Source organism: Rahnella sp. PD12R, assembly GCF_019200965.1.
GTDB classification, from domain to species: Bacteria; Pseudomonadota; Gammaproteobacteria; order Enterobacterales; family Enterobacteriaceae; genus Rahnella; species Rahnella laticis.
Genome location: NZ_JAHTMS010000004.1, coordinates 248668 through 271660 on the forward strand (window position 1 = coordinate 248668; position 22993 = coordinate 271660).

Below are 22993 nucleotides of genomic sequence, written 5' to 3' on the forward strand. Positions count from 1 at the left end.
AGCCCGGGTTTTTTGCCCAGGCTTATCAGTCAATTAACGAGGTTGTCCATTTAACCAGAAGGCATCCATCATCACCGCGTGAGAACGGGCTGAATCCTCCCACGCATGTTGTTGCTGAACGATGGCCTGCTGCAACTCCACCCAACCAGCAATATACGCGGCAACGTCTTTGTCCGGGTACGCGCCGGCCAGCAGATGGAAAGTAATAATCTGGCGCTTCAGGCGAGCGAGCTGGTCGCGATACCCTTCTTCGGTCAGCGGCTGCGCGAACGCCTCTTTCAGATCTGCTGCGGTACGGCCCAGCATAATATCTGCGAAACGTTTAAAGGAACCTTCCAGCTTTTTAGCCGATTTATCATCGATAAACGGCGTCCAGCCGGAGGTTGCCAGCCATGAGGTGAGCACTAACTTACATTTCAGGTAGTTCGCGCTGTAGCAAATGTCCTGCGCATCGGCAGATTTCTGTTCCAGCACTGGTACCAGATCGGTGAGCAGCGTGCGCAGTTCGGAAGACGCTTTACGCGGCACCAGCCCGCCGAACAGAACCAGAATCTGGCGCACGGTTTCCACCGCCTGCAATACGGTCAGGCGCGCCGTTTTATCACCGCGCACCCAGAGTTCTTCATGATACTGCCAGTGATCCAGCGCCAGTTCGAACATCGCCGACATTGCCTGTTCAACGGTGGCTTTAGGTTTAGCTTTGAAGACCGGCAGCGGTTTAATTTCGCGCGCAGGATTGCCTTTCGCCAGATGATAACCGCGAGCCGCTTTGCTGAAACCGCCCTGGCGTAAACCGCCGTGCGCACCAATTTCTGCCGCCAGTTTCAGTAAATCCGCGGTATTGCCTTTTTTCAGCTCAAGCTCAATTTCGGCCAGCGCCTCAGACAACTCACCGGCGATCACTTCGCCCTGATCCAGACCCAGCTCTATCTCGCTTTCGCCGTAAGTGATCACCCACTTCTCACGGGTGAAATCTGTGCGGAACAGCGGTGCCAGTTCTTTTTGCAACGCGGCAGGTTTACACCCGTCCGGCCAGATATCTTTCGGGAACGCGCTGAGTTTCAGCACCGGCTTTTTCAGTTCAACATTATATTCCGGGCGCTGATGCAGCCCGCCCACCACTTTGCCGCCGGTTTTGATGGTCATTTCATACTGATCGTCAAAGCCACGGATACGCAGACCAATATCATGCGAACGTAAATAGTTATCCGCGGTCTCAAAATAGATGTTGGTCAGTTTCGATGGCGCGGTGTGCTCAGCGTTGAAAACCGCGAGCTGCGAAGGAAGTTCGGCGATTGCGGCCGGGGTGGCGATAAATTTTAATTCTATTTCTACGGTCATAGGAGTCTTCACACCGATTCTTTGCTGCCAATAAGGGATTAACGCGTCGCTCCAATTCTACCATAAGCACAGCGCGCAAGCCGCATGTTGCGGGATTGTAAGATAGTTCTCATTCCGGTTTATACATTGCGTCGTCACACTGTTGCCCTTAATATCGGTTTCCAAAGTTTCGCAATAACCAAACTTTTATTGCACTGACCGGATAATTTGCCGCAATGGCCTGAAAATGGCGGTTGCCAGAAGACGTATCCCGATAAAACGGATCCGCACTTCACGTTCCCTAAATTCACAAAGAAACGATGAAATAATGCAGAAATTACGCCTAATTGGTTTCGCTTTGCTTGGTTTAAGCATCACATGGACTGCCCACGCCGACGAGAAGCGCTATATCTCAGATGACCTGATCACCTATATCCACAGTGGTCCGGGCAACCAGTATCGTATCGTTGGAACCCTGAATGCCGGTGATGAAGTCACCCTGCGCAGCGTCAACGACAGCACTAAATACGGCGAAATCGTTGACTCGAAAGGGAAAACTGCGTGGATCCCTCTCGACCAGTTAAGTAATGTCCCAAGCCTGCGTACCCGCGTACCGGATCTGGAACAACAGGTTAAAACGCTGACCGACAAGCTGACGAATATTGATTCCAGCTGGAACCAGCGTACCGCGGAAATGCAGACGAAAGTCGGCTCCAGCGACAGCATCATCAACAACCTGAAGAAAGAAAATCAGGATCTGAAAAATCAGCTGATCGTTGCGCAGAAGAAAGTGGACGCGGTGAATGTTCAGCTCGACGACAAGCAACGTACCATTATTTTACAATGGTTTATGTACGGCGGTGGGGTTGCCGGTGTCGGTCTGGTGCTGGGCCTGGTATTGCCGCACCTGGTTCCGCGTCGCCGGAAAAAAGATCGCTGGATGAGCTGATCGCTTAACCCGCTCCAACTTTTCGTTCAACGTGAAGGCACTCCGGTGCCTTTTCGTGTTTGCATCAATCCGCAAATCAACCACACAACTTTGCTATGATAAAAGCAGAGCGCCCTGCTCGGCTTTCTGCAGCATAATGCGTTGGAATTGACTTATTTCAGGAGTTATCGCGTGGAGATTTACCTGGTCGGCGGCGCAGTCCGAGACAGTTTATTAAACCTGCCTGTGTCTGAACACGATTGGGTGGTGGTCGGTGCAACGCCTGAATATATGCTGGAAAACGGTTATCAGCAGGTCGGCAAAGATTTCCCCGTGTTCCTGCATCCCAAAACTCATGATGAATACGCGCTGGCGCGGACGGAAAGAAAATCGGGTTCAGGCTATAACGGTTTTACCTGTTATGCCGCGCCGGATGTCACGCTCGAACAGGATCTGATGCGGCGTGACCTGACTATTAACGCCATCGCCAAAAATGACAGCGGCGAACTTTTCGACCCTTATCACGGCCAGCGTGATATCGAATTGCGCCTGTTGCGCCACGTTTCTGATGCGTTCGGGGAAGATCCGTTACGCGTTCTGCGCGTAGCCCGTTTCGCGGCGCGGTTTGCCCATTTAGGTTTTAGCGTTGCCCCTGAAACACAGGCGCTGATGCAGCAGATGGCCGAAAGCGGTGAGCTGGAAGCCCTGACGGCAGAACGCGTGTGGAAAGAAACCGAAAAGGCGCTGCAAACGCAGGATCCCCAGGTGTATTTCCAGGTGCTTCGGGATTGCGGCGCGCTGAAAGTGTTATTCCCTGAAATCGATGCGTTGTTTGGCGTGCCCGCGCCGGAGAAATGGCATCCGGAAATTGATACCGGCATTCATACGCTGATGACACTGAAAATTGCCAGCACACTGACGCCTGACGTCGACGTGCGTTTTTCTGCACTGTGCCACGATTTGGGGAAAGGCCTGACGCCACCGCAATACTGGCCACATCATCACGGTCACGGCCCGGCGGGTGTAAAACTGGTGGAGAATATTTGCCAGCGCCTGAAAGTGCCGACACATATCCGCGATCTGGCAAAACTGGTGGCCGAGTTCCATGACCTCATCCACACCGTGAACAAGCTGCGCCCGGAAACCTTGCTGAAACTGTTCGATACCATCGACGTCTGGCGTAAACCGCAGCGCCTGGAACAGATGATCATGACCAGCGAAGCTGACGCGCGCGGGCGTACAACGTTCGAAAATAACCCTTATCCGCAGGGCGATTACTTGCGTGAGGCCTTCAGGGTGGCGAACAGCATTTCCAATAAAGAAGTGCTGGATGCCGGTTTTCAGGGGATGGCGATTCGCGATGAACTGAAAAAGCGGCGCACGCTGGCGCTGGCTGACTGGAAGCAAACGCAGGAAACCGCAGTTTAATCTTCTGCGCCTGAGAGCGTTGAAAAACACAAAAAATAAAGCCCCGCACGCCAAAAACGGCGGGGCTTTTTCTTGCATGATTGAATGCAGAATCAGGCAATGAAGACGAAGTACACCGCAAGAGCGACGAAGAAGCGATAAATCGCAAACGGGATAAACGAAATGCGTTTAATCACAGCCAGGAAGGTTTTAATCGCAATCAGCGCCACAACGAAAGCGGCAATGAAACCGGTCGCAAACATCGGTAAATCGGCCAGGGTCAGGAAGCTGTAACTCTTGTACAAATCCAGAGCCGTCGCGCCCATCATCATCGGAACTGCCAGCAGGAACGAGAATTCGGACGCTGCAAAACGGCTGATCCCCATTAACATCCCCCCGCTGATGGTCGCCCCGGAGCGGGAAAATCCCGGCCAAAGCGCCAGACACTGGAAGACACCAATCATAAACGCCTGCACGTAGGTAATGTCATCCAGCCCTTCCGCGCGCGGTTTTTTGGGTTTTAGCAATTCAGCAGCAATCAGTAAAACACCGCCGACAACCAGCGAGTACATGACGTATTTCGGCTCAAAAAGGGATTTAATCTGTGCATGCAGAAGCAGGCCCAATACAGTCGCCGGGATCATCCCCAGAATAATATGCCCGAGGTTCAGACGGCGCGTCCCCGTGCCTTCATGAGCCGGTGGCTTGCCAAAATGCAGGCCAATCATGCCAAACAAACGACGCCAGAACATCACAACCACAGCCAGAATCGACCCCAGCTGGATAACCACCTCAAAGGACTTCGACGTATCTCCGGTAAAGCCAAGGAGATTACCCACAATAATCAGGTGACCGGTCGAGGAGACAGGCAGGAATTCCGTCAGCCCTTCAACAACACCTAAAATAGCCGCTACAAGCAATGAATGGCTTTCAGCAATCATTATCGACCCAACCCTATTAATTATCCGCTTATCGGAAAAAACAGCTAAAACAACAAACAATAAAAAAGCGGCATCAACTACGCCGCTTCTGCAAAGGGTGACCCGTTACCCCGAGTGCTCTTTTAACGCTTTTTTATGACAATTAAAATATGGCCGGGTTCTGAATTTTGTTAAGGACAGGGTTTAACCGCGTTTTCCGCGCTCAATCACCACGCCAACGTTCAGCGCCTGCGCGACCGCGCCGGGTTTGCTGAGCTTAATGCGAACCCACGGTGAGTTAAACCGCGCCAGCAGCAGCGCCGCCACTTCTTCGGCAACGCGTTCAACCAGCGCAAAATTCTGTGAGGAGACATGTTCTATGACCGCGTCACTGACATCGGCGTAGCTTAAACAGTCATTAACATCGTCACTGGCGGCCGATTTTCGGTTGTCCCACGCCATTTCGATATCGAACACCAGTTTCTGTTTAATGGTCTGTTCCCAGTCGTAAGCGCCAATAGTGGTGATTACATTTAGTTGCTCAATAAATACGATATCCATCACGCGATTCTCTGTTTTTGGCCCAGCCGGATACCACTTCCAGCAGAAAATGCGTATTATCCATGGATGTTGCGATTAAAACGACCCTTATTAGACGGAACGGCTTTATGAGTGCTACCGCGCTTGGAATGATTATTTTCGCCTACCTTTGCGGCTCGATTTCGAGTGCGATTCTGGTCTGCCGGGTCGCCCGCTTACCGGATCCGCGCACGGCAGGTTCTGGCAACCCCGGTGCTACGAACGTTTTGCGCCTGGGTGGACGTGTCGCCGCAGCGGCCGTTCTGATTTTCGATGTCCTTAAAGGCATGCTGCCCGTCTGGCTGGCGTACCGTCTGAACATTCCTCCGATGTATCTCGGTCTGACCGCCATTGCGGCATGCGTCGGCCATATCTACCCGGTTTTCTTCCGCTTTAAAGGCGGCAAAGGCGTGGCCACCGCTTTCGGTGCCATTGCACCTATCGGCTGGGACTTAACCGGCCTGATGACCGGCACGTGGCTTCTGACCGTGCTGCTCAGCGGATACTCTTCACTGGGCGCGATTGTCAGTGCGCTCATCGCGCCTTTCTACGTCTGGTGGTTCAAACCTGAATTCACATTCCCGGTCGCCATGCTTTCCTGCCTGATTTTATTACGTCACCACGACAATATTCAGCGCCTGTGGCGCGGTCAGGAAGGGAAAATCTGGGATAAGCTGAAGAAAAAACGTAAAGCAGCGAAAGACGAAAAAGCAGAATAACGTCAGATTTCAGACATAAAAAAACGACCTCATTGAAGGTCGTTTTTTTCGCACTTAATTAACAACGCAGCCCCGATCAGACTGGCGGCAACTCTGCCAACGGCCAGCGCGGACGCACGGTCACGCCTAAGTCCGGCGTTGCACCCGTTTTCAGGCGCACCATACCCGCATAAGCGATCATCGCACCGTTATCGGTACAAAACTCAGGACGCGCGTAGAATACTTCGCCCCCACGTTTGGTCATCATTTCTGCTAACTTCGCGCGCAACGTACGGTTTGCACTGACACCACCAGCCATAACCAGACGTTTAAAACCAGTCTGATCCAGCGCGCGTTTGCACTTGATTGCCAGCGTATCCACCACGGCATCTTCGAATGCGCGGGCGATATCGGCATGGGTTTGTGCATCGCTGTCATTGCCACGGATCGTGTTGGCAGCGAATGTTTTCAGGCCGGAAAAACTGAAATCCAGCCCAGGACGATCGGTCATCGGGCGCGGGAACGTAAAGCGCCCGGCAACACCCTGCGCCGCCATTTTTGACAGCAACGGGCCACCCGGATAATCCAGCCCTAATAATTTGGCTGTTTTATCAAACGCTTCGCCTGCGGCGTCGTCGATGGACTCACCGAGCAGGGTATATTTACCGATGCCGGTCACGCTGATTAACTGCGTGTGACCGCCGGAAACCAGCAAGGCGACAAACGGGAAATCAGGCGGATTATCTTCCAGCATCGGGGCCAGCAAATGGCCTTCCATATGATGAACAGGCACCGCCGGCACATTCCAGGCAAACGCCAGAGAACGCCCGATGGTTGCGCCGACCAGCAACGCACCGACAAGGCCCGGACCGGCGGTATACGCCACGCCATCGATATCCTGAGCGGTCAGCCCGGCCTCTTTCAGCGCAGCCTGAATAAGCGGTACTGTTTTACGTACATGGTCACGCGAGGCCAGTTCAGGCACAACACCGCCGTAATCTGCATGCAGTTTTACCTGACTATACAGTTGGTTGGCTAACAGACCGGCTTCGCTGTCATAAACTGCAATTCCGGTTTCATCGCAGGACGTTTCTATACCCAGTACTCGCATCACTCTTTCCGTCATAGTTTCGCGCTAACTCGCGGCGCGAAGTTTAGCACACAAGCCCCGACCAGTGCTGCACTGGTGAAGGAATTCCTCACGCGGCCGGCAATTAATGTCGAGCAATTTGGATTGATTGGTATATAATCGCCGCCCGACGCAAAAGCGAGCGCACTATGTTGCAGAAGGGTTGCAAAAGGCGCCCGCTTCAATTTGCCGTTGTGCTTTACAAGACGACGCGAATTGGAGTAAAATTCCGCACCATTTTGAAATGTGCTGGTACAACATCAGCAAACAAACCGATTTTATCGAGGTGAGAGGCACATGCCTGTAATTAAAGTACGTGAAAACGAGCCGTTCGACGTAGCTCTGCGTCGCTTCAAGCGTTCCTGCGAAAAAGCAGGTGTTCTGGCAGAAGTTCGTCGTCGTGAATTCTATGAAAAACCGACTACCGAACGTAAACGCGCTAAAGCATCTGCAGTAAAACGCCACGCCAAGAAACTGGCTCGCGAAAACGCACGCCGCACTCGTCTGTATTAATCTTCGGGGGCAACCCCAAATCGCGTGATTTGCAATATTAAGAACGCGCAGACTGCGTAGTAGCATACGAAGGCCGTGCTTTCCGAAAGGAATGCGCGGCTTGTTCTCGTTTATAGGCTAGTGAGTAAGGGGCTTATGGCTGGGAGAATTCCGCGCGTATTTATCAATGACTTGCTGGCTCGTATCGATATCGTCGATTTGATCGACGCTCGTGTAAAGCTCAAGAAACAGGGTAAAAATTATCACGCGTGCTGCCCTTTCCACCATGAGAAAACACCCTCATTTACCGTAAATGGCGATAAGCAGTTTTATCACTGTTTCGGCTGTGGTGCCCACGGCAATGCCGTCGATTTCCTGATGAACTATGACAGACTTGAGTTTGTCGAAAGCATTGAGGAACTGGCGACAATGCAGGGTCTGGAAGTGCCGTACGAAGCAGGCACTGGCCCGACTCAGATGGAGCGTCATCAGCGTCAAAGCCTCTACCAGCTGATGGCACCGCTTAGCGAGTTCTATCAGCAATCACTTAAACAACCCGCAGGTGCACCGGCCAGAGACTATCTTGCCCGGCGCGGTTTAAGTGAAGACGTCATCAATCATTTTGCCATTGGTTTCGCCCCACCGGGCTGGGACAACGTTTTAAAGCGTTTCGGTAAGAATGCCGATGATAAAGCGTCTCTGATCGACGCCGGTATGTTGGTCACCAATGACAACGGACGCAGCTATGATCGTTTTCGTGAACGGGTGATGTTCCCGATACGCGACAAACGTGGCCGTGTGATTGCATTTGGTGGCAGAGTTTTGGGCAACGATACGCCGAAATACCTGAACTCACCGGAAACCGAGATTTTCCATAAAGGCCGCCAGTTGTATGGCCTGTATGAAGCACAGCTGAAAGCCCCTTCCCCGGCGCGTTTGCTGGTCGTTGAAGGGTATATGGACGTCGTCGCACTGGCGCAGTTCGGCATCGATTATGCCGTTGCGTCGCTGGGAACCTCAACGACGGCGGACCACATTCAGCTGATGTTCCGCAGCACGGATAACATCGTTTGTTGTTATGACGGTGACCGCGCGGGGCGTGAAGCCGCGTGGCGCGCACTGGAAACGGCATTGCCGTATCTCAACGATGGCCGTCAGCTGCGTTTTATGTTTTTACCCGACGGCGAAGATCCGGACACGCTGGTGCGTAAAGAAGGCAAAGAAGCGTTCGAACAAAGGATGGAACAGGCGATGCCGCTTTCCACTTTCCTGTTTGATTCGCTGATGCCGCAGGTTGATTTGAGCAGCCCTGACGGGCGGACCAAATTGAGCATGCTGGCATTGCCGCTGATCCGCCAGGTTCCCGGTGAAACGTTACGGATGTATTTGCGTCAGCAGTTAGGGAATAAGCTCGGCATTTTAGATGACAGCCAGTTAGAAAAGCTGATGCCTAAACAGGCAGAAGGGAGCAATGTCTACCAGGCGCCCCAGCTAAAACGCACAACCATGCGTATACTTATAGGGTTACTGGTACAAAACCCACAACTGGCTACACTTATACCCTCGCTGCAAGGTTTGGAGCAAGCGAAGCAACCAGGATTGGATCTGTTCAGCGAGTTAGTTACCACTTGCTTAGCCCAGCCGGGGCTGACAACAGGCCAATTACTGGAACTGTATCGTGACAATAAGTTCTACCAGCAACTTGAAACTCTGGCGACATGGAACCACATGATCGTTGAGGAGATGGTCGAAGAGGAATTTCGTGCCACGCTGGCCAGCCTGTATGACTCTATTTTAGAGCAGCGGCTTGAAACCCTGATAGCAAAAGCCAGGACGCATGGCCTGAGCCCAGAGGAACGCACAGAAGTCAGTTCCCTGAACCAGGTACTCGCGAGGAAGTCTTAAAAAATAAGAACATTAATGATAGCGCGTGAAGCGTTATCACAGAAAACACGGCTTAAGTGCCGATATATAGCGGGGCATGGCCCTGCGCAGAGCCGCCCTGGTGGGCCGCGGCACAATAAACGCCCCTAACGTTATTGTTGGCGATGTTACCCGACCGACACCAACCCAAATACTCTGAAGTGTGGATACCGTCTTATGGAGCAAAACCCGCAGTCACAGCTTAAGCTACTTGTCACCCGTGGTAAGGAGCAAGGCTATCTGACCTATGCTGAGGTCAATGACCATCTGCCGGAAGATATCGTCGATTCCGACCAGATCGAAGACATCATCCAGATGATTAACGACATGGGCATTCAGGTTCTTGAAGAAGCACCTGACGCCGATGATTTGATGCTGGCCGAAAACCGCCCTGATACCGACGAAGACGCTGCAGAAGCGGCGGCGCAGGTACTTTCCAGCGTTGAATCTGAAATTGGCCGTACCACCGATCCTGTGCGTATGTATATGCGCGAGATGGGTACCGTTGAACTTCTGACCCGTGAAGGCGAAATCGACATCGCCAAACGTATCGAAGACGGTATCAATCAGGTCCAGTGCTCCGTTGCTGAATATCCTGAAGCTATCACTTATTTGTTAGAGCAATATGACCGTGTTGAAGCAGGCGAAGTTCGTCTGTCTGACCTGATCACTGGTTTTGTTGACCCTAACGCCGAAGAAGAAATCGCGCCAACTGCAACTCACGTGGGTTCTGAACTGACCACTGAAGAGCAGAATGATGACGACGAAGACGAAGATGAAGACGACGACGCTGAAGACGACAACAGCATCGACCCGGAACTGGCTCGCCAGAAGTTCACCGAACTGCGTGAACAGCATGAAGCGACGCGTCTGGTCATCAAGAAAAACGGCCGTAGTCACAAGAGCGCAGCAGAAGAAATCCTGAAACTGTCTGACGTGTTCAAACAGTTCCGTCTGGTGCCAAAACAGTTCGATTTCCTGGTTAACAGCATGCGTTCCATGATGGATCGCGTTCGTGCTCAGGAACGTCTGATCATGAAAGTGTGCGTTGAACAGTGCAAAATGCCGAAGAAAAACTTCGTCAACCTGTTCGCCGGTAACGAAACCAGCGATACCTGGTTTGATGCCGCTCTTGCCATGGGTAAACCGTGGTCTGAGAAGCTGAAAGAAGTCACTGAAGACGTACAGCGCGGCCTGATGAAACTGCGTCAGATCGAAGAAGAAACTGGCCTGACTATCGAGCAGGTTAAAGATATCAACCGTCGCATGTCGATCGGCGAAGCGAAAGCCCGTCGCGCGAAGAAAGAGATGGTTGAAGCAAACTTACGTCTGGTTATTTCTATCGCGAAGAAATACACCAACCGTGGTCTGCAGTTCCTCGACCTGATCCAGGAAGGTAACATCGGCCTGATGAAAGCCGTTGATAAGTTTGAATATCGCCGTGGTTATAAGTTCTCAACTTATGCGACCTGGTGGATCCGTCAGGCTATCACCCGCTCCATCGCCGACCAGGCGCGTACCATCCGTATCCCGGTACATATGATTGAGACGATTAACAAACTCAACCGTATTTCCCGTCAGATGCTGCAAGAGATGGGCCGCGAACCTACGCCGGAAGAGCTGGCTGAGCGTATGCTGATGCCGGAAGACAAAATCCGTAAAGTGCTGAAAATCGCGAAAGAGCCAATCTCCATGGAAACGCCAATCGGCGACGATGAAGATTCGCATCTGGGTGATTTCATCGAGGATACAACCCTCGAGCTGCCACTGGATTCTGCAACGTCTGAAAGCCTGCGTTCTGCAACGCACGACGTTCTGGCTGGCCTGACCGCACGTGAAGCGAAAGTTCTGCGTATGCGTTTCGGTATCGACATGAACACTGACCACACTCTGGAAGAAGTGGGCAAACAGTTCGACGTTACCCGTGAACGTATCCGTCAGATTGAAGCGAAAGCGTTGCGTAAACTGCGCCACCCAAGCCGCTCCGAAGTGCTGCGCAGCTTCCTGGACGATTAATCGTCCTCAGGCTGTCAGCCATTAAAAAGCCCCGCCTTTCTCTGGAAATGGCGGGGCTTTTTTTATCAGGGTTCGCCAGAAATTCAGGGATTCAGCGACGTATACAGCTCACGATATGAAGCAACCAGCTCATCGAGCGTCGCGCGGTTCAGCCCGCTGGGATTCGGCAAAACCCAGACATCAGTCCGGCCAATTTTCAGCGCCTGATGCCCCCAGTTAACCTTGCTGATGCCAAACGCCTTGCTGAAGGCCTGCTTACCCAGAATGGCTAACGCACGCGGCTGATAACGCAAGATTTTCTCTTTGAGCATCTCACCGCCATCGCGCAATTCATCACGGTTTAACTCGCTGGCTTCAACCGTCGGGCGCGCTACAAGCGCCGTGATCCCGCAGCCGAAATCCTGCAACTGCTGCCACTCTTCCGGCGCTAACTGACGCCCGGTAAATCCCGCCTGATGAATGACTTTCCAGAAACGGTTACTGCCATTAGCAAAAGGATAACCTTTGTGAGCAGAAGAAAGACCGGGATTAATGCCGCAGAACACAACCTGAAGATCCTCCACGAGGATATCTGTAAGCATAATGTTTTCCTGAGACGTATTTGCTCGAGTTATGGGTAAAAAAGTCTGCGAACACAACATACTAGAACTGTGCACAAAACGCGCATACAAACCGAACACATATAGACCTGTAAGCAAGGTTTACCGTATAATCCCGCACCTCGGCCCTTTAGCTCAGTTGGTTAGAGCACGCGACTCATAATCGCTTGGTCGCTGGTTCAAGTCCAGCAAGGGCCACCAAATTTTAGTTTCAGATTCAGACGATTAAGCTACTTCGCAAGAAGTGGCTTTTTTGTTTCCATAACCCCCTTCTTAACCAGACCTTTACCCTTATTCTCCCCTACCCGCGATTGACCCCGCCTCGCTCAAATATAATAATGAGAACCATTAACATTAAAGATTAGGGAATGGATCCAATGATTAGCGCTGGTTTTCGCATTTTTGCAGGGATCGCCGGGCTTTTTTTATCACTGTTTTTCACCACTCACGCCTTTGCGGAAGGCTGGCCTCGCGAGATAAAAACTTCTCATGGCATCCTCACATTGCAGCAACCTCCGCAGCGAATTGTGTCCACCAGCGTGACGGTCACAGGAACATTGCTGGCCATCAACGCGCCCGTAATTGCCAGCGGGGCTTCCGGGGCAGACAGCCGATTTGCCGATCAGCAGGGCTTCTTCCGCCAGTGGGGAGATGTCGCGAAACAGCGCGGAGTTGAACGTCTGTACGTCGGCGAACCGAATGCCGAAGCCATTGCCGGTCATGCTCCCGACTTAATTATTATTGCTGCCACCGGCGGTGATTCCGCCCTGAAACTTTATGATCAGCTCTCCGCGATTGCGCCGGTCATGGTGGTTAATTATGACGACAAAAACTGGCAGGATCTGGCGAAGGAATTAGGTCAGGCAACCGGCAAGGACGCCGATGCTGCTGCCGTTATTGCCCGGTTCGAGGCACGTGAAACCGCATTAAAAAAAGCCATGAAACTGCCGCCACAGCCTGTTTCTGCACTGGTTTACAGTGCCGATGGCAAAACAGCAAATCTCTGGACCCCCGCCTCACCGCAGGGACAGTTGCTGCAAGAGTTGGGGTTTAAACTGGCCCTGGTGCCTTTGAATATTGCCGCCAGCCTGAGCCAGGGCAAACGTCATGACATCATTCAGCTTTCCGGCGAGAAAATGCCTGACGCACTGAACGGCCAGACCCTGCTGCTATTCTCCGCCAGTCAAAGCGACTCGGAGCGCCTGCTGAGCAATCCGTTCCTCGCGAAATTACCTGCCGTAGAAGGCAGGCACGTTTATGCGATGGGTGATGACACTTTCAGGCTGGATTATTACAGCGCCAGCAACATGCTGACGCAGCTTGAAACCCTGTTCGCCGCCCGCTGATGCCTCGTCTTATGCGTGCAATTCCTGCGCCCCGCGTTTCATCGCCGGGGCAGTTTTCGCGACAGGCCACCGGAATACTGTTTGCCGTGCTGCTGCTTGTTCTGATGATGGCGCTGAGTCTGTTGCTGGGCGCGAAATCTCTTCCATTCAGCACCGTGATTTCAGCACTCAACGGGCACTGTGCCAGCGCTGACTGCGTGATCGTCACCGACGCCCGTCTGCCGAGAACGCTGGCAGGTTTACTGGCAGGAATGGCGCTCGGATTATCGGGCGCGCTGATGCAAATCCTGACCCGTAATCCGCTGGCCGACCCCGGTATTCTTGGCGTTAACGCCGGTGCCGGGTTTGCGGTCGTTCTCGGGATTGCCTTCTTTGGTGCCACAGATGTCAGCGGTTATCTGTGGTTCTCGTTTGCCGGAGCCTTATCAGCGACGATGCTGGTCGCCATGATTGGCGCACTCGGGCGCGGAAGGCTGGATCCCGTTCGTCTCACGCTGGCGGGCGTTGCGCTGGCGGCCGTTCTGGAAGGGTTCTCATCGGGAATTTCCCTGCTGAATCCGCAGGTTTACGATCAGCTGCGCTTCTGGCAAGCCGGTTCGCTGGATATCCGCAATATGGTGGTGTTCCGTACCGTCACACCGCCGATCCTTTTCGCCATTTTCCTCAGTTTGCTGATGACCCGTTCCCTGAATAATCTGACGATGGGCAGTGAACTGGCGACCGCGCTGGGCACTAAAATCATCACGACCCAGCTGCTGGGATTACTGGCCATCACGCTGTTATGCGGCAGCGCGACAGCGGCCGTCGGCCCCGTCGCATTTGTGGGTCTGATGGTGCCGCATATGGCACGCTGGATTTGTCGTGCGGATCCCCGCTGGCTGTTGCCGTGGACGCTGGTTCTCACGCCGACGCTGTTGCTTGCGGCGGATATCGCCGGGCGGCTTCTGGTCAGCGGTGAGTTGCGGGTTTCAGTCGTCGTCGCCTTTATCGGCGCGCCGGTGCTTATTTTTCTGGTTCGCCGCCCCGGCGGATTGCGCAGAGGTTAGCCATGAGCCAGAGAGAATCTGAATCCCGCACGCTGAAAAGAAACACGCTAATTTCTCGGCCATTTCTGACGGCGGTGGCGTTAGCTTTATGCGCACTCTTACTGGCGATATTTGCGCTGGGCAGCGGCGCGCTGGCGCTGAAACCGGCTCAGGTCGTCAGCGCCCTGCTCGGCGATGGCCCGAAAAATCTGCACATCATTGTGACGCAGTGGCGTCTGCCGCGTGTGGTGATGGCGCTGATCATCGGCGCGGCGCTGGGCGTCAGCGGTGCGATTTTCCAGTCACTGCTGCGCAATCCGCTGGGCAGCCCGGACGTCATCGGTTTTAACACCGGCGCCTACAGCGGCGTTTTACTGGCCATCGTGTTATTCAACGCCAGCGCGGGTGAAACCATGATCGGTGCCATGGCCGGAGGCATCGTCAGTGTGCTGCTGGTTTATGCGCTGGCGTGGCGTCAGGGCGTCGAAACCTTCCGCCTGATTATTGTCGGTATCGGCGTGCGGGCGCTGCTGATTGCGGGCAATACCTGGCTGATTATCAACGCGTCGCTGGAATCTGCGCTCACCGCCGGGTTATGGCATGCGGGTTCGCTCAACGGGATTACGTGGGAGAAAAGCCTGCCGGTGATCGCCCTGATTGTCACGGCGCTGTTCCTCGCCCGGCTGCTGTCCTCGCGAATGCGTTTGCTGGAAATGGGTGACGATACCGCGTGCGCGCTGGGTGTGCCGGTGGAACGTTCGCGTCTGCTGCTGATGCTGGCGGGCGTGGCATTAACCGCCGCTGCGACGGCGCTGGCCGGGCCCATTTCCTTTATCGCGCTGGTGGCACCGCAGATTTCCCGCCGCCTGTGCGCCAGCCAGCAGCACGCGTTATTTTTTGCCGCACTGACCGGCGCACTGCTGCTGCTCGCCGCAGACGTCGCGGCGCAGCGTCTCTTCCTGCCTTATCAACTGCCCGTCGGCGTGCTCACCGTCAGTCTCGGCGGTATTTATCTGATTGGTTTGCTCATCCGGGAGTCCCGCCGCTCATGAAGACTGAACATTTTTCACCGCTATATGCCCAGAACCTGACGCTCGGTTACGACAAAAAAGTCATCGCACGGGATTTATCAGTGTCGATTCCGGAAGGAAAACTGACGGTGATTATCGGGCCTAACGCCTGCGGAAAATCGACGTTGTTACGTACGCTGAGCCGCCTGATGCAGCCGCAGTCCGGCACGGTTTTTCTCGACGGAAAACTGATTGGCGATTACGGAACGAAAGACGTGGCAAAAAAGCTGGGCTTATTGCCGCAAAGTTCGACCGCGCCGGGTGATATCACGGTGGCCGATCTGGTCGGTCGCGGGCGCTATCCGCACCAGAATCTGTTCAGCCGCTGGAATGCGCAGGACACGCAGGCTGTCGATGACGCGATGCGGGCAACCGGTGTTTATGAACTGGCGGAAAGCACAGTGAATTCACTGTCCGGCGGGCAGCGGCAGCGGGTGTGGATTGCCATGGTGTTGGCGCAGCAAACGCCGCTGCTGCTTCTGGACGAGCCGACGACCTGGCTGGATATCGCGCATCAGATTGATTTGATGGAGCTGATGTGTCGCCTGAATCAGGAAAATGGCCGGACGCTGGTCGTCGTGCTGCACGATCTGAATCAGGCCTGCCGCTACGCCGGGCATCTTATCGCCATGCGCGACGGAAAAATCCTCGCAGAAGGCGCGCCTGCCGATATCGTGACGCCGGAACTGATTGAGCAGGTTTTCGGATTGCGTTGCTCAATCATCGACTGCCCGGTGTCACATACGCCATTAATTATTCCGCTCGGCAATTTAGCCGTCTGACGGAGGATCTCCGGCGGCCCACTGCGTCTCATCCCACAGACTGCACAGGCCGTCGAGCAAACCGCCGCGCCACCACAGCGCGTCGTGCCCGCCTTCCAGCACACGGTAATGCACCTGATTGGGGGTCGGTTTCAGCAGTGCCTCCATCTGATTATTCACGTCATAAATCAGCTTTTCGTTTCTGCCGGCTTCCATAAAGATTTTCAAATGGCTGCGTTCCCCCAGCCCTTTTTCAACCTGCGACAGGATGCTTTCCGCTTCTTGCTGATCATCACTGGCTTGCTGACGATGGCGGCGCGGCCACCAGAAAGACCCTGACTGACTCAGCACGCAGCCGAAACGTTCGGGCCAGTGCAAACCGGCGTAAAGCGAAGAAAGGCCACCAAAACTCTGCCCCGCGACTACCGTTTTTTGCGCGTTATCGCTGTGCGCGGCCAGTTTTCTTACCTGAGGCAATAACTCGTCCTGCACCGCCAGCCAGAACTCCGGATTGCAGGTCAGCTCGCGGCTGCGGGTTTGTATATCAATAACATCGATCAGCACATAGACCGCGTCGGGCAGCGCCCCTTCGCGCGTGAGCTGCGTCAGTGGCTGCCAGACGGGCATCTGTTTCGCCCAAAACTGGCCGTCGAGCAGGATCGCCAGCGGGCGCGAGGCAGGCTCCTGGCTTTCGCCGGGGGTAAACACCCAGACGTTTCGCATATTCCCCAGACGCGCACTTTTCCAGCGGAATGTTTGTAACGCAGCCGGAGCTTGCGGCGCTTTCGGGCCATCAAGATCAAACTTTTCCCAGGCGGGCTGTGGCAACGCTTCCGGCATATGCAGGCCGGACAACGCATGGGATTTTGCACCGGGCCACGGCCGATGCGGATTCAGCGGATCGTGCGTCGCGTGGCGGAAGAGGTTTTTCCACCATTCACGCGCGGCAAGCATGCTCTGATAATCATCGTTATTTTGCGGAAATTCAGCGCCGGATTCGGTACGTGGGATCAGGCTGTAGCTTCCGCGCCAGTCTGCACGCAATTCGGTCTGCCAGTGCCAGACATCCGTTCCTGCCAGCCGCTGCAAACTCTGCGGCGGCGACGACTGATGGTGATCGGTGATGCCGTTGATGTTGATCCAGACACGCCGGGTCTCCGACGTCGTTTCGTCGCCCTGCGGATCCCGCCAGAAGAACGTCACACGACAAAAACCCTCGCGCGAAGGTTCTGTCCACGGCGTTCCCCGCGCAGCAATTTCATTCCACCACGCGGCACTTCCGGCCAGAGGTTCCAACAACATGGCCTGAGCCGCAGTTTTTTGCGGATGCTGATATTTCATCATTTTTTACGCTTTACAGCCTTCTGGCAGACAAGAAAAAACATTCCCGGTATGGCGCTTTACACTTTCCCTACAAATTAGGAATGGGAATCTAATTGATAATTGTTTTTATTTGCAATAGTGTGTTACCGCCCGTAACGCGGGTCAATAAAAACTACACACACAACAGGCCATCCTCCTGTTCAATCTCGCTATTTTTCAGGAAAGGATGGAATTTCAGGGCAGAATCCGACATGAAAAGCAGGCTACCACACTATTCGCTGGCAACCTTAATCGGGCTGGGATCAGCGCTTACTTTCCCCGTCAGCGCAGCAGAAACCTCCGCAACAACCGCAACAGAAACCGGGACTACGGCCACTGAAACGCCGAAAAAAACCGAAGACACTCTGGTCGTCACCGCTGCACAGCAAAACCTTCAGGCTCCGGGTGTTTCCACCATTACGTCTGATGAAATCCAAAAACGCCCACCGGCACGCGACATCAACGAACTGATCCGCACCATGCCCGGCGTAAACCTGACCGGCAACTCCACCAGCGGCCAGCGCGGCAACAACCGCCAGATTGATATCCGTGGCATGGGCCCGGAAAACACCCTGATCCTGATCGACGGTTTACCGGTGAACAGCCGCAACTCCGTGCGTCAGGGCTGGCGCGGCGAGCGTGATACCCGCGGCGATACCAGCTGGGTTCCGCCAGATATGATTGACCGCATCGAAGTGATCCGCGGCCCGGCGGCGGCGCGTTATGGTAATGGCGCGGCAGGCGGCGTGGTGAATATCATCACCAAAAAAGACACCAGCGAATGGCACGGCTCGTGGAATACCTACATGAACGCGCCGCAGCACAAAGAAGAAGGCTCAACGAAACGCACCGATTTCAGCCTGTCCGGCCCGCTCAGCGACCAGTTCAGTTTCCGTCTGTTTGGCGGCTACAGCAAAACGCAGGCTGATTCGCAGTATATCAACGACGGCCATCAGTCCGAACGCACCGGCACCTATACCGACACCGTTCCGGCCGGTCGCGAAGGCGTCATCAATAAAAATATCGACGCCATGCTGCACTGGGATTTCGCCCGCATGCAGTCACTGGAGTTTGAGGTGTCCAACAGCCGTCAGGGCAACCTGTACGCCGGTGACACACAAAACACCAATACCAGCGCGCTGGTTAAAAGTATGTACGGCAAAGAGACCAACCGTATTTACCGCCAGTCCTACGCCCTGACGTACAAAGGCGCATGGGACAACGGTGTTTCCACCACCAACTATGTGCAGTACGAAAAAACCCGTAACTCACGCATGGATGAAGGTCTGGCGGGCGGCACCGAGGGGATTTTCTCTGACGACAGCTTCAATACCATCGCGCTGGGCGACATTCTTGCGCACAGCGAAGTCAGCATTCCGTTTGATTTAGGCGTTCCGCAAACAGCAACATTTGGCACTGAATGGAACCAGCAGAAGATGAAAGACCCGTCTTCCAACATTCAGTCTATGCTCGGCGGTGCCATTGACGGTATCGACAGCACCGGTCGCAGCCCGTATTCGCAGGCGGAAATCTTCTCGCTGTTTGCGGAAGACAACATCGAACTGACCGACAGCACGATGCTGGTTCCGGGCCTGCGTTTCGATCATCATTCTATTGTCGGCAATAACTGGAGTCCTTCCCTGAACCTGTCTCAGGAACTGGGCGATGATTTCACGCTGAAAATGGGGATCGCGCGTGCCTACAAAGCGCCAAGCCTGTATCAGACCAATCCAAACTACGTGCTTTACAGTAAAGGCCAGGGTTGTGCAGCCAGCGGCGGTGGCTGTTATCTGGTGGGGAATAAAGATCTCGACGCAGAAACCAGCATCAACAAAGAGATCGGACTTGAGTTCCACCGCAACGGCTATCAGGCGGGCGTAACCTATTTCCGTAATGACTACCGCAACAAAATTGAAGCGGGCTATCTGCCAACCGGCACATCAACGACGGGCACCACTGACGTTTATAAATGGCAAAACGTTCCTAAAGCCGTCGTTCAGGGGCTGGAAGGTACGTTGAATATTCCGGTCACCAGCACCATTTCCTGGAATAACAACGGGACTTACATGATTGAAAGTAAAAACAAAGAGACCGGCGATTATCTGTCGATCATCCCTGAATTTACGATCAACTCCACGCTGAGCTGGCAGGCAACGGAAGATTTCTCCGTGCAGTCCACCCTGACCTGGTATGGCCGTCAGAAGCCGAAAAAATACAACTACAAGGGTGAAGCCGTAACCGGAAGTGAGAAGAACGAAGTCAGCCCGTATTCAGTGGTTGGCCTGAGTGGCACGTACGTGGCGACTAAAAATGTCAGCGTAACCGCCGGTATTGATAACGTGTTCGACAAGCGTCAGTTCCGCGCGGGCAATGCCCAGACCGTGGGTAACGCAACCACTAACGCCTATATGTACGGCGCGGGTGCAGCAACCTACAACGAACCGGGCCGGACTTTCTACATGAGCCTGAACACGCACTTCTAAGCTCAGCCTCTGACCTGTAAAAAAGCCACCTGCAAAGGTGGCTTTTTTGTTTCTCCAACGGACATTCAGGTTACAGCACGCCCTGCGCCTGCATGGCATCCGCGACTTTCACGAAACCAGCGATATTGGCACCGCGCACATACTGCGTTTGTTTGCCTTCACCGCCGTACTCCACGCATGAATGATGAATATCGAGCATGATGTGGCGTAAGCGTGCGTCCACTTCTTCGGCTTTCCAGCTCAGACGCGCAGCGTTCTGCGCCATCTCCAGCCCGGACGTCGCTACACCACCGGCATTGGCCGCTTTACCCGGCGCGAACAGCACGCCCGCTTCAACAAACAGGTCGGTGGCTTCAATGGTCGTCGGCATATTTGCGCCTTCCGCCACGGCTTTTACGCCGTTGGCGATCAGCACCCGTGCCGCTTCCACGCCCAGCTCATTTTGGGTAGCGCACGGCAGCGCGATGTCTGCAGGCACGTTCCACGGCTGCTGGCCTTCGAGATACGTCAGCCCCAGTTTTTGCGCGTAATCAGATACGCGGCCGTCGCGGCTGGCTTTGATTTCTGTCAGCAATGCCAGTTTTTCCGGCGTGAAACCGACTTCATCAACCACGGTGCCGTTTGAATCCGACGCTGTAATCACGCGTGCGCCCAGCGACATGGCTTTTTCGATGGCGTATTGCGCCACGTTACCCGAGCCAGACACCGCCACGCGCATGCCTTCGAAATCCAGCCCGTGACGGCGCAGCATGGACTGCGTGAAGTAAATCAGGCCATAACCGGTGGCTTCCGGACGGATCAGGCTGCCGCCAAACGACAGGCCTTTACCGGTGAACACGCTCGCGGTGTTGTTGGAGAGTTTTTTCATCATCCCCGCCATATAACCGACTTCACGCCCGCCGACGCCGATATCGCCCGCCGGTACGTCCGTGTCCGGGCCCAGATGGCGGTAAAGTTCCAGCATCAGCGCCTGACAGAAGCGCATGATCTCGCCTTCGCTTTTGCCTTTTGGATTGAAATCACTCCCGCCCTTCCCGCCGCCCATTGGCAGCGTGGTCAGCGCGTTTTTAAACGTCTGTTCAAAACCGAGGAATTTCAGAATTGATAAATTGACCGACGGGTGGAAACGCATGCCGCCTTTATACGGGCCGATGGCCGAGCTGAACTGCACGCGCCAGCCGCGGTTTACCTGTACCTGATTTTTGTCATCCACCCACGCAATGCGGAACTGAATCACGCGCTCCGGCTCCACCAGACGTTCTAATAAAGAAGAACGACGGTATTGCGGGTTTTGTTCGAGGAACGGCCAGAGCGTGGTCATGACTTCACGAACGGCCTGAGAAAATTCGACCTGATGCGGGTCGCGTTGCTGGACTGAGGATAAGAACTGTTCGAGGGATTGAATTTGATCCATGAGGGTAAAACTCCGTTTCGTAAGTGATGTTGTCTTTGTTATTTGCTGCTTATTTTTTGACTATGCATCGACTTACGAACGGACATCAAGCAATTTCTCGCCCTTTATGCTCAGTGAAAAACAGCAAAAATCCCCTCAGGATTTACGGCCTTCCAGTTTGAGCAGCAGCGCTTTATTGTCCAGCCCGCCAGCAAAACCGGTGAGTTTTCCGGACGCACCAATCACGCGATGGCACGGCGCGACAATGGAAATCGGGTTGCGGCCATTGGCGGCCCCCACGGCGCGGACGGCTTTCGGGCGACCAATTCGTCGGGCGATATCGCCGTAGCTACGCGTTTCACCAAACGGAATTTCCAGCAGCGCCGCCCAGACTTCTTTCTGAAACTCGGTGCCGGTGAAATCAAGATCCAGCTCAAAGCGCGTGCGCTTGCCCGCAAAATATTCATTCAACTGTTGTTCGGTTTTCAGCAAAATGGGAAACGTCGGGTCTTCCATCATTTCGCCCAGTTTCACCCGGCCATCAATTTCGCATTCCCACAAAATAGCCGTCAGCTTGTCGCCTTTTGCCGCCAGTGTGAGTAATCCGACCGGTGATTCTACCCGCTTAAATCTGTATTCCATTTGTGCTTTCCTCAGCCTGTTATGCGCTGACCACTTTACCGGAAAGGCGCGAAACAGACCAAGAGGCAAAACAGGGATTTGCGGGATGTCTTCCAGAGAATCTTCGAAAAATGAAAGCGTTACATTGTTGAATGTAACGCTTCAGGGGTAGGTATATTGCAGGGGAGAAAAGCGGTTATTTCAGGCCCATCTGTGCGCGCAGCTCGGCTTTTGCGGCGTCAAATTCTGCTTTGAATTCAGGCTCTTCAGAAATTCTCTGCGCAATCAGCGCGGCACCGGTACGGCTCATCACGGTATCAGAACGGTAATGGAAACCGGCCACCAGGCGATTTTCGGCATAACCGGCGGCGCGGGTGAACAGCGCATTACGTTTTTCCGGCACCATTTCGCCCAGCACGGTCGCCATCAGGTAACCGATGGTGGAGTGCCCGGAAGGCCATGAACCGGATTTGGATTTTTTCAGCAGCGGATGAATCTGCTCATCCAGCATGTACGGGCGCGGGCGGTTAAATGCTTTCTTGGCGTGATCGTCCACCACGTCTTCCGTCGCGACCACGCGGTCAAACAGCGCGGCAGTTTTCGGCAATTTTTCAGCTGTAAAATCCGGGCCCATCACATCGGCATAACGCCAGACGTTTTCTTCGGCATCGGCAATCGCCGCTTTTTCCTGTTCCGGCGTACGTGTCGCCTGGATTTCCAGTAATTCTTTCAGCTCGGCTTTGGTCTGAGCGGAATCATCAGCCGGTGGCGCAGGCAAATATTTGGTCAGATCAAGCTGTTCAGAAGTGATGAACGGCTTCGCTTCGTCAGCGGCCTGAACAACAAACGTCGAACCCAGAGTGAAAAGCAGTAAAGCGACAAGTGACTTACGCACGGTGAATCTCCTGATATTTTTTGAAT

General features: G+C 54.1%; 20 protein-coding genes and 1 tRNA gene. 12 read left to right on the forward strand and 9 right to left on the reverse strand.

The genetic code is table 11. The annotated features are described in order from the left end of the window. Positions 1-33 precede the first annotated feature (33 nt). A complete protein-coding gene (locus KWG64_RS10425) occupies positions 34-1341 on the reverse strand; it encodes an inorganic triphosphatase (RefSeq protein WP_218521850.1) in 1308 nt (435 codons plus the stop codon). A 307-nt stretch (positions 1342-1648) separates the two neighbouring features. Between KWG64_RS10425 and KWG64_RS10430 the strand changes: the two genes are divergently transcribed. Next, positions 1649-2269, forward strand: a complete 621-nt coding sequence (locus tag KWG64_RS10430) for a TIGR04211 family SH3 domain-containing protein (protein ID WP_152324061.1) — start codon at positions 1649-1651, stop codon at positions 2267-2269. A gap of 171 nt (positions 2270-2440) precedes the next feature. Continuing rightward, entirely contained in the window at positions 2441-3676 is a 1236-nt protein-coding gene (locus KWG64_RS10435; RefSeq protein WP_195825690.1) for a multifunctional CCA addition/repair protein, read from the forward strand. 92 nt (positions 3677-3768) lie between these two features. Here KWG64_RS10435 and bacA read toward each other — a convergent pair whose 3' ends face one another. Both bacA and folB read right to left on the reverse strand, forming a co-directional pair. Continuing rightward, complete coding sequence (gene bacA, locus KWG64_RS10440) at positions 3769-4593, reverse strand: undecaprenyl-diphosphate phosphatase (RefSeq protein ID WP_195825699.1); 825 nt, start codon at positions 4591-4593, stop codon at positions 3769-3771. Between the two features lie 186 nt (positions 4594-4779). Then, a complete protein-coding gene (gene folB, locus KWG64_RS10445; protein WP_195825691.1) occupies positions 4780-5136 on the reverse strand; it encodes a bifunctional dihydroneopterin aldolase/7,8-dihydroneopterin epimerase in 357 nt (118 codons plus the stop codon). A gap of 107 nt (positions 5137-5243) precedes the next feature. On the opposite strand from folB, the gene plsY reads away from it, so the two are divergent. Further along, complete coding sequence (gene plsY, locus KWG64_RS10450; RefSeq protein WP_165061474.1) at positions 5244-5873, forward strand: glycerol-3-phosphate 1-O-acyltransferase PlsY; 630 nt, start codon at positions 5244-5246, stop codon at positions 5871-5873. A gap of 76 nt (positions 5874-5949) precedes the next feature. Here the strand turns inward: plsY and tsaD are convergent, their stop codons facing one another. Then, positions 5950-6963 (reverse strand): tRNA (adenosine(37)-N6)-threonylcarbamoyltransferase complex transferase subunit TsaD, encoded by a 1014-nt coding sequence (gene tsaD / locus KWG64_RS10455; protein WP_195825692.1) that lies wholly within the window; start codon positions 6961-6963, stop codon positions 5950-5952. 315 nt (positions 6964-7278) lie between these two features. Here tsaD and rpsU point away from each other — a divergent pair, with 315 nt between their 5' ends. The 3 genes from rpsU (at position 7279) to rpoD (ending at position 11412) form a co-directional block, all read left to right on the forward strand. Further along, entirely contained in the window at positions 7279-7494 is a 216-nt protein-coding gene (gene rpsU / locus KWG64_RS10460; protein WP_001144069.1) for a 30S ribosomal protein S21, read from the forward strand. Positions 7495-7629: 135 nt separating this feature from the next. Next, the gene (gene dnaG, locus KWG64_RS10465) at positions 7630-9378 is read left to right on the forward strand and encodes a DNA primase (RefSeq protein ID WP_195825693.1); all 1749 of its coding nucleotides are present in this window, start codon (positions 7630-7632) and stop codon (positions 9376-9378) included. 195 nt (positions 9379-9573) lie between these two features. Next, positions 9574-11412: an RNA polymerase sigma factor RpoD gene (rpoD, locus tag KWG64_RS10470; protein WP_095923569.1), complete on the forward strand. Its 1839-nt coding sequence runs from the start codon at positions 9574-9576 to the stop codon at positions 11410-11412. An 83-nt stretch (positions 11413-11495) separates the two neighbouring features. Here rpoD and mug read toward each other — a convergent pair whose 3' ends face one another. Further along, entirely contained in the window at positions 11496-11993 is a 498-nt protein-coding gene (gene mug / locus KWG64_RS10475; protein WP_218521851.1) for a G/U mismatch-specific DNA glycosylase, read from the reverse strand. Between the two features lie 142 nt (positions 11994-12135). Here mug and KWG64_RS10480 point away from each other — a divergent pair. From KWG64_RS10480 to KWG64_RS10500, 5 genes are all read left to right on the forward strand, one after another. Continuing rightward, positions 12136-12212, forward strand: a tRNA-Ile gene (locus tag KWG64_RS10480). Between the two features lie 176 nt (positions 12213-12388). After that, the gene (gene fepB, locus KWG64_RS10485) at positions 12389-13357 is read left to right on the forward strand and encodes a Fe2+-enterobactin ABC transporter substrate-binding protein (RefSeq protein ID WP_218521919.1); all 969 of its coding nucleotides are present in this window, start codon (positions 12389-12391) and stop codon (positions 13355-13357) included. Between the two features lie 11 nt (positions 13358-13368). Continuing rightward, the gene (fepD, locus tag KWG64_RS10490) at positions 13369-14403 is read left to right on the forward strand and encodes a Fe(3+)-siderophore ABC transporter permease (RefSeq protein ID WP_370628643.1); all 1035 of its coding nucleotides are present in this window, start codon (positions 13369-13371) and stop codon (positions 14401-14403) included. Between the two features lie 2 nt (positions 14404-14405). After that, positions 14406-15434: an iron-enterobactin ABC transporter permease gene (gene fepG, locus KWG64_RS10495; RefSeq protein WP_218521853.1), complete on the forward strand. Its 1029-nt coding sequence runs from the start codon at positions 14406-14408 to the stop codon at positions 15432-15434. Then, positions 15431-16234: an ATP-binding cassette domain-containing protein gene (locus KWG64_RS10500; RefSeq protein ID WP_218521854.1), complete on the forward strand. Its 804-nt coding sequence runs from the start codon at positions 15431-15433 to the stop codon at positions 16232-16234. Before fepG ends, KWG64_RS10500 begins: the two co-directional genes overlap by 4 nt. Here KWG64_RS10500 and fes read toward each other — a convergent pair. Further along, on the reverse strand, positions 16223-17557 hold the full coding sequence (gene fes / locus KWG64_RS10505; RefSeq protein ID WP_218521855.1) for an enterochelin esterase: 1335 nt from the start codon (positions 17555-17557) through the stop codon (positions 16223-16225). The genes KWG64_RS10500 and fes overlap by 12 nt on opposite strands. Positions 17558-17787: 230 nt before the next feature. On the opposite strand from fes, the gene KWG64_RS10510 reads away from it, so the two are divergent. After that, positions 17788-20058, forward strand: a complete 2271-nt coding sequence (locus tag KWG64_RS10510; RefSeq protein WP_218521856.1) for a TonB-dependent siderophore receptor — start codon at positions 17788-17790, stop codon at positions 20056-20058. Positions 20059-20128: 70 nt separating this feature from the next. On the opposite strand, the gene gdhA is transcribed toward KWG64_RS10510, so the two are convergent. The 3 genes from gdhA to KWG64_RS10525 all read right to left on the reverse strand — a co-directional run bounded on the left by gdhA (position 20129) and on the right by KWG64_RS10525 (position 22967). After that, positions 20129-21472, reverse strand: coding sequence for an NADP-specific glutamate dehydrogenase (gdhA, locus tag KWG64_RS10515; protein ID WP_218521857.1), 1344 nt, complete (start codon positions 21470-21472; stop codon positions 20129-20131). 135 nt (positions 21473-21607) lie between these two features. After that, complete coding sequence (locus KWG64_RS10520) at positions 21608-22093, reverse strand: methylated-DNA--[protein]-cysteine S-methyltransferase (protein WP_195815622.1); 486 nt, start codon at positions 22091-22093, stop codon at positions 21608-21610. A 175-nt stretch (positions 22094-22268) separates the two neighbouring features. Continuing rightward, the gene (locus KWG64_RS10525; protein ID WP_152327267.1) at positions 22269-22967 is read right to left on the reverse strand and encodes a phosphatase PAP2 family protein; all 699 of its coding nucleotides are present in this window, start codon (positions 22965-22967) and stop codon (positions 22269-22271) included. Positions 22968-22993: the final 26 nt, after the last annotated feature.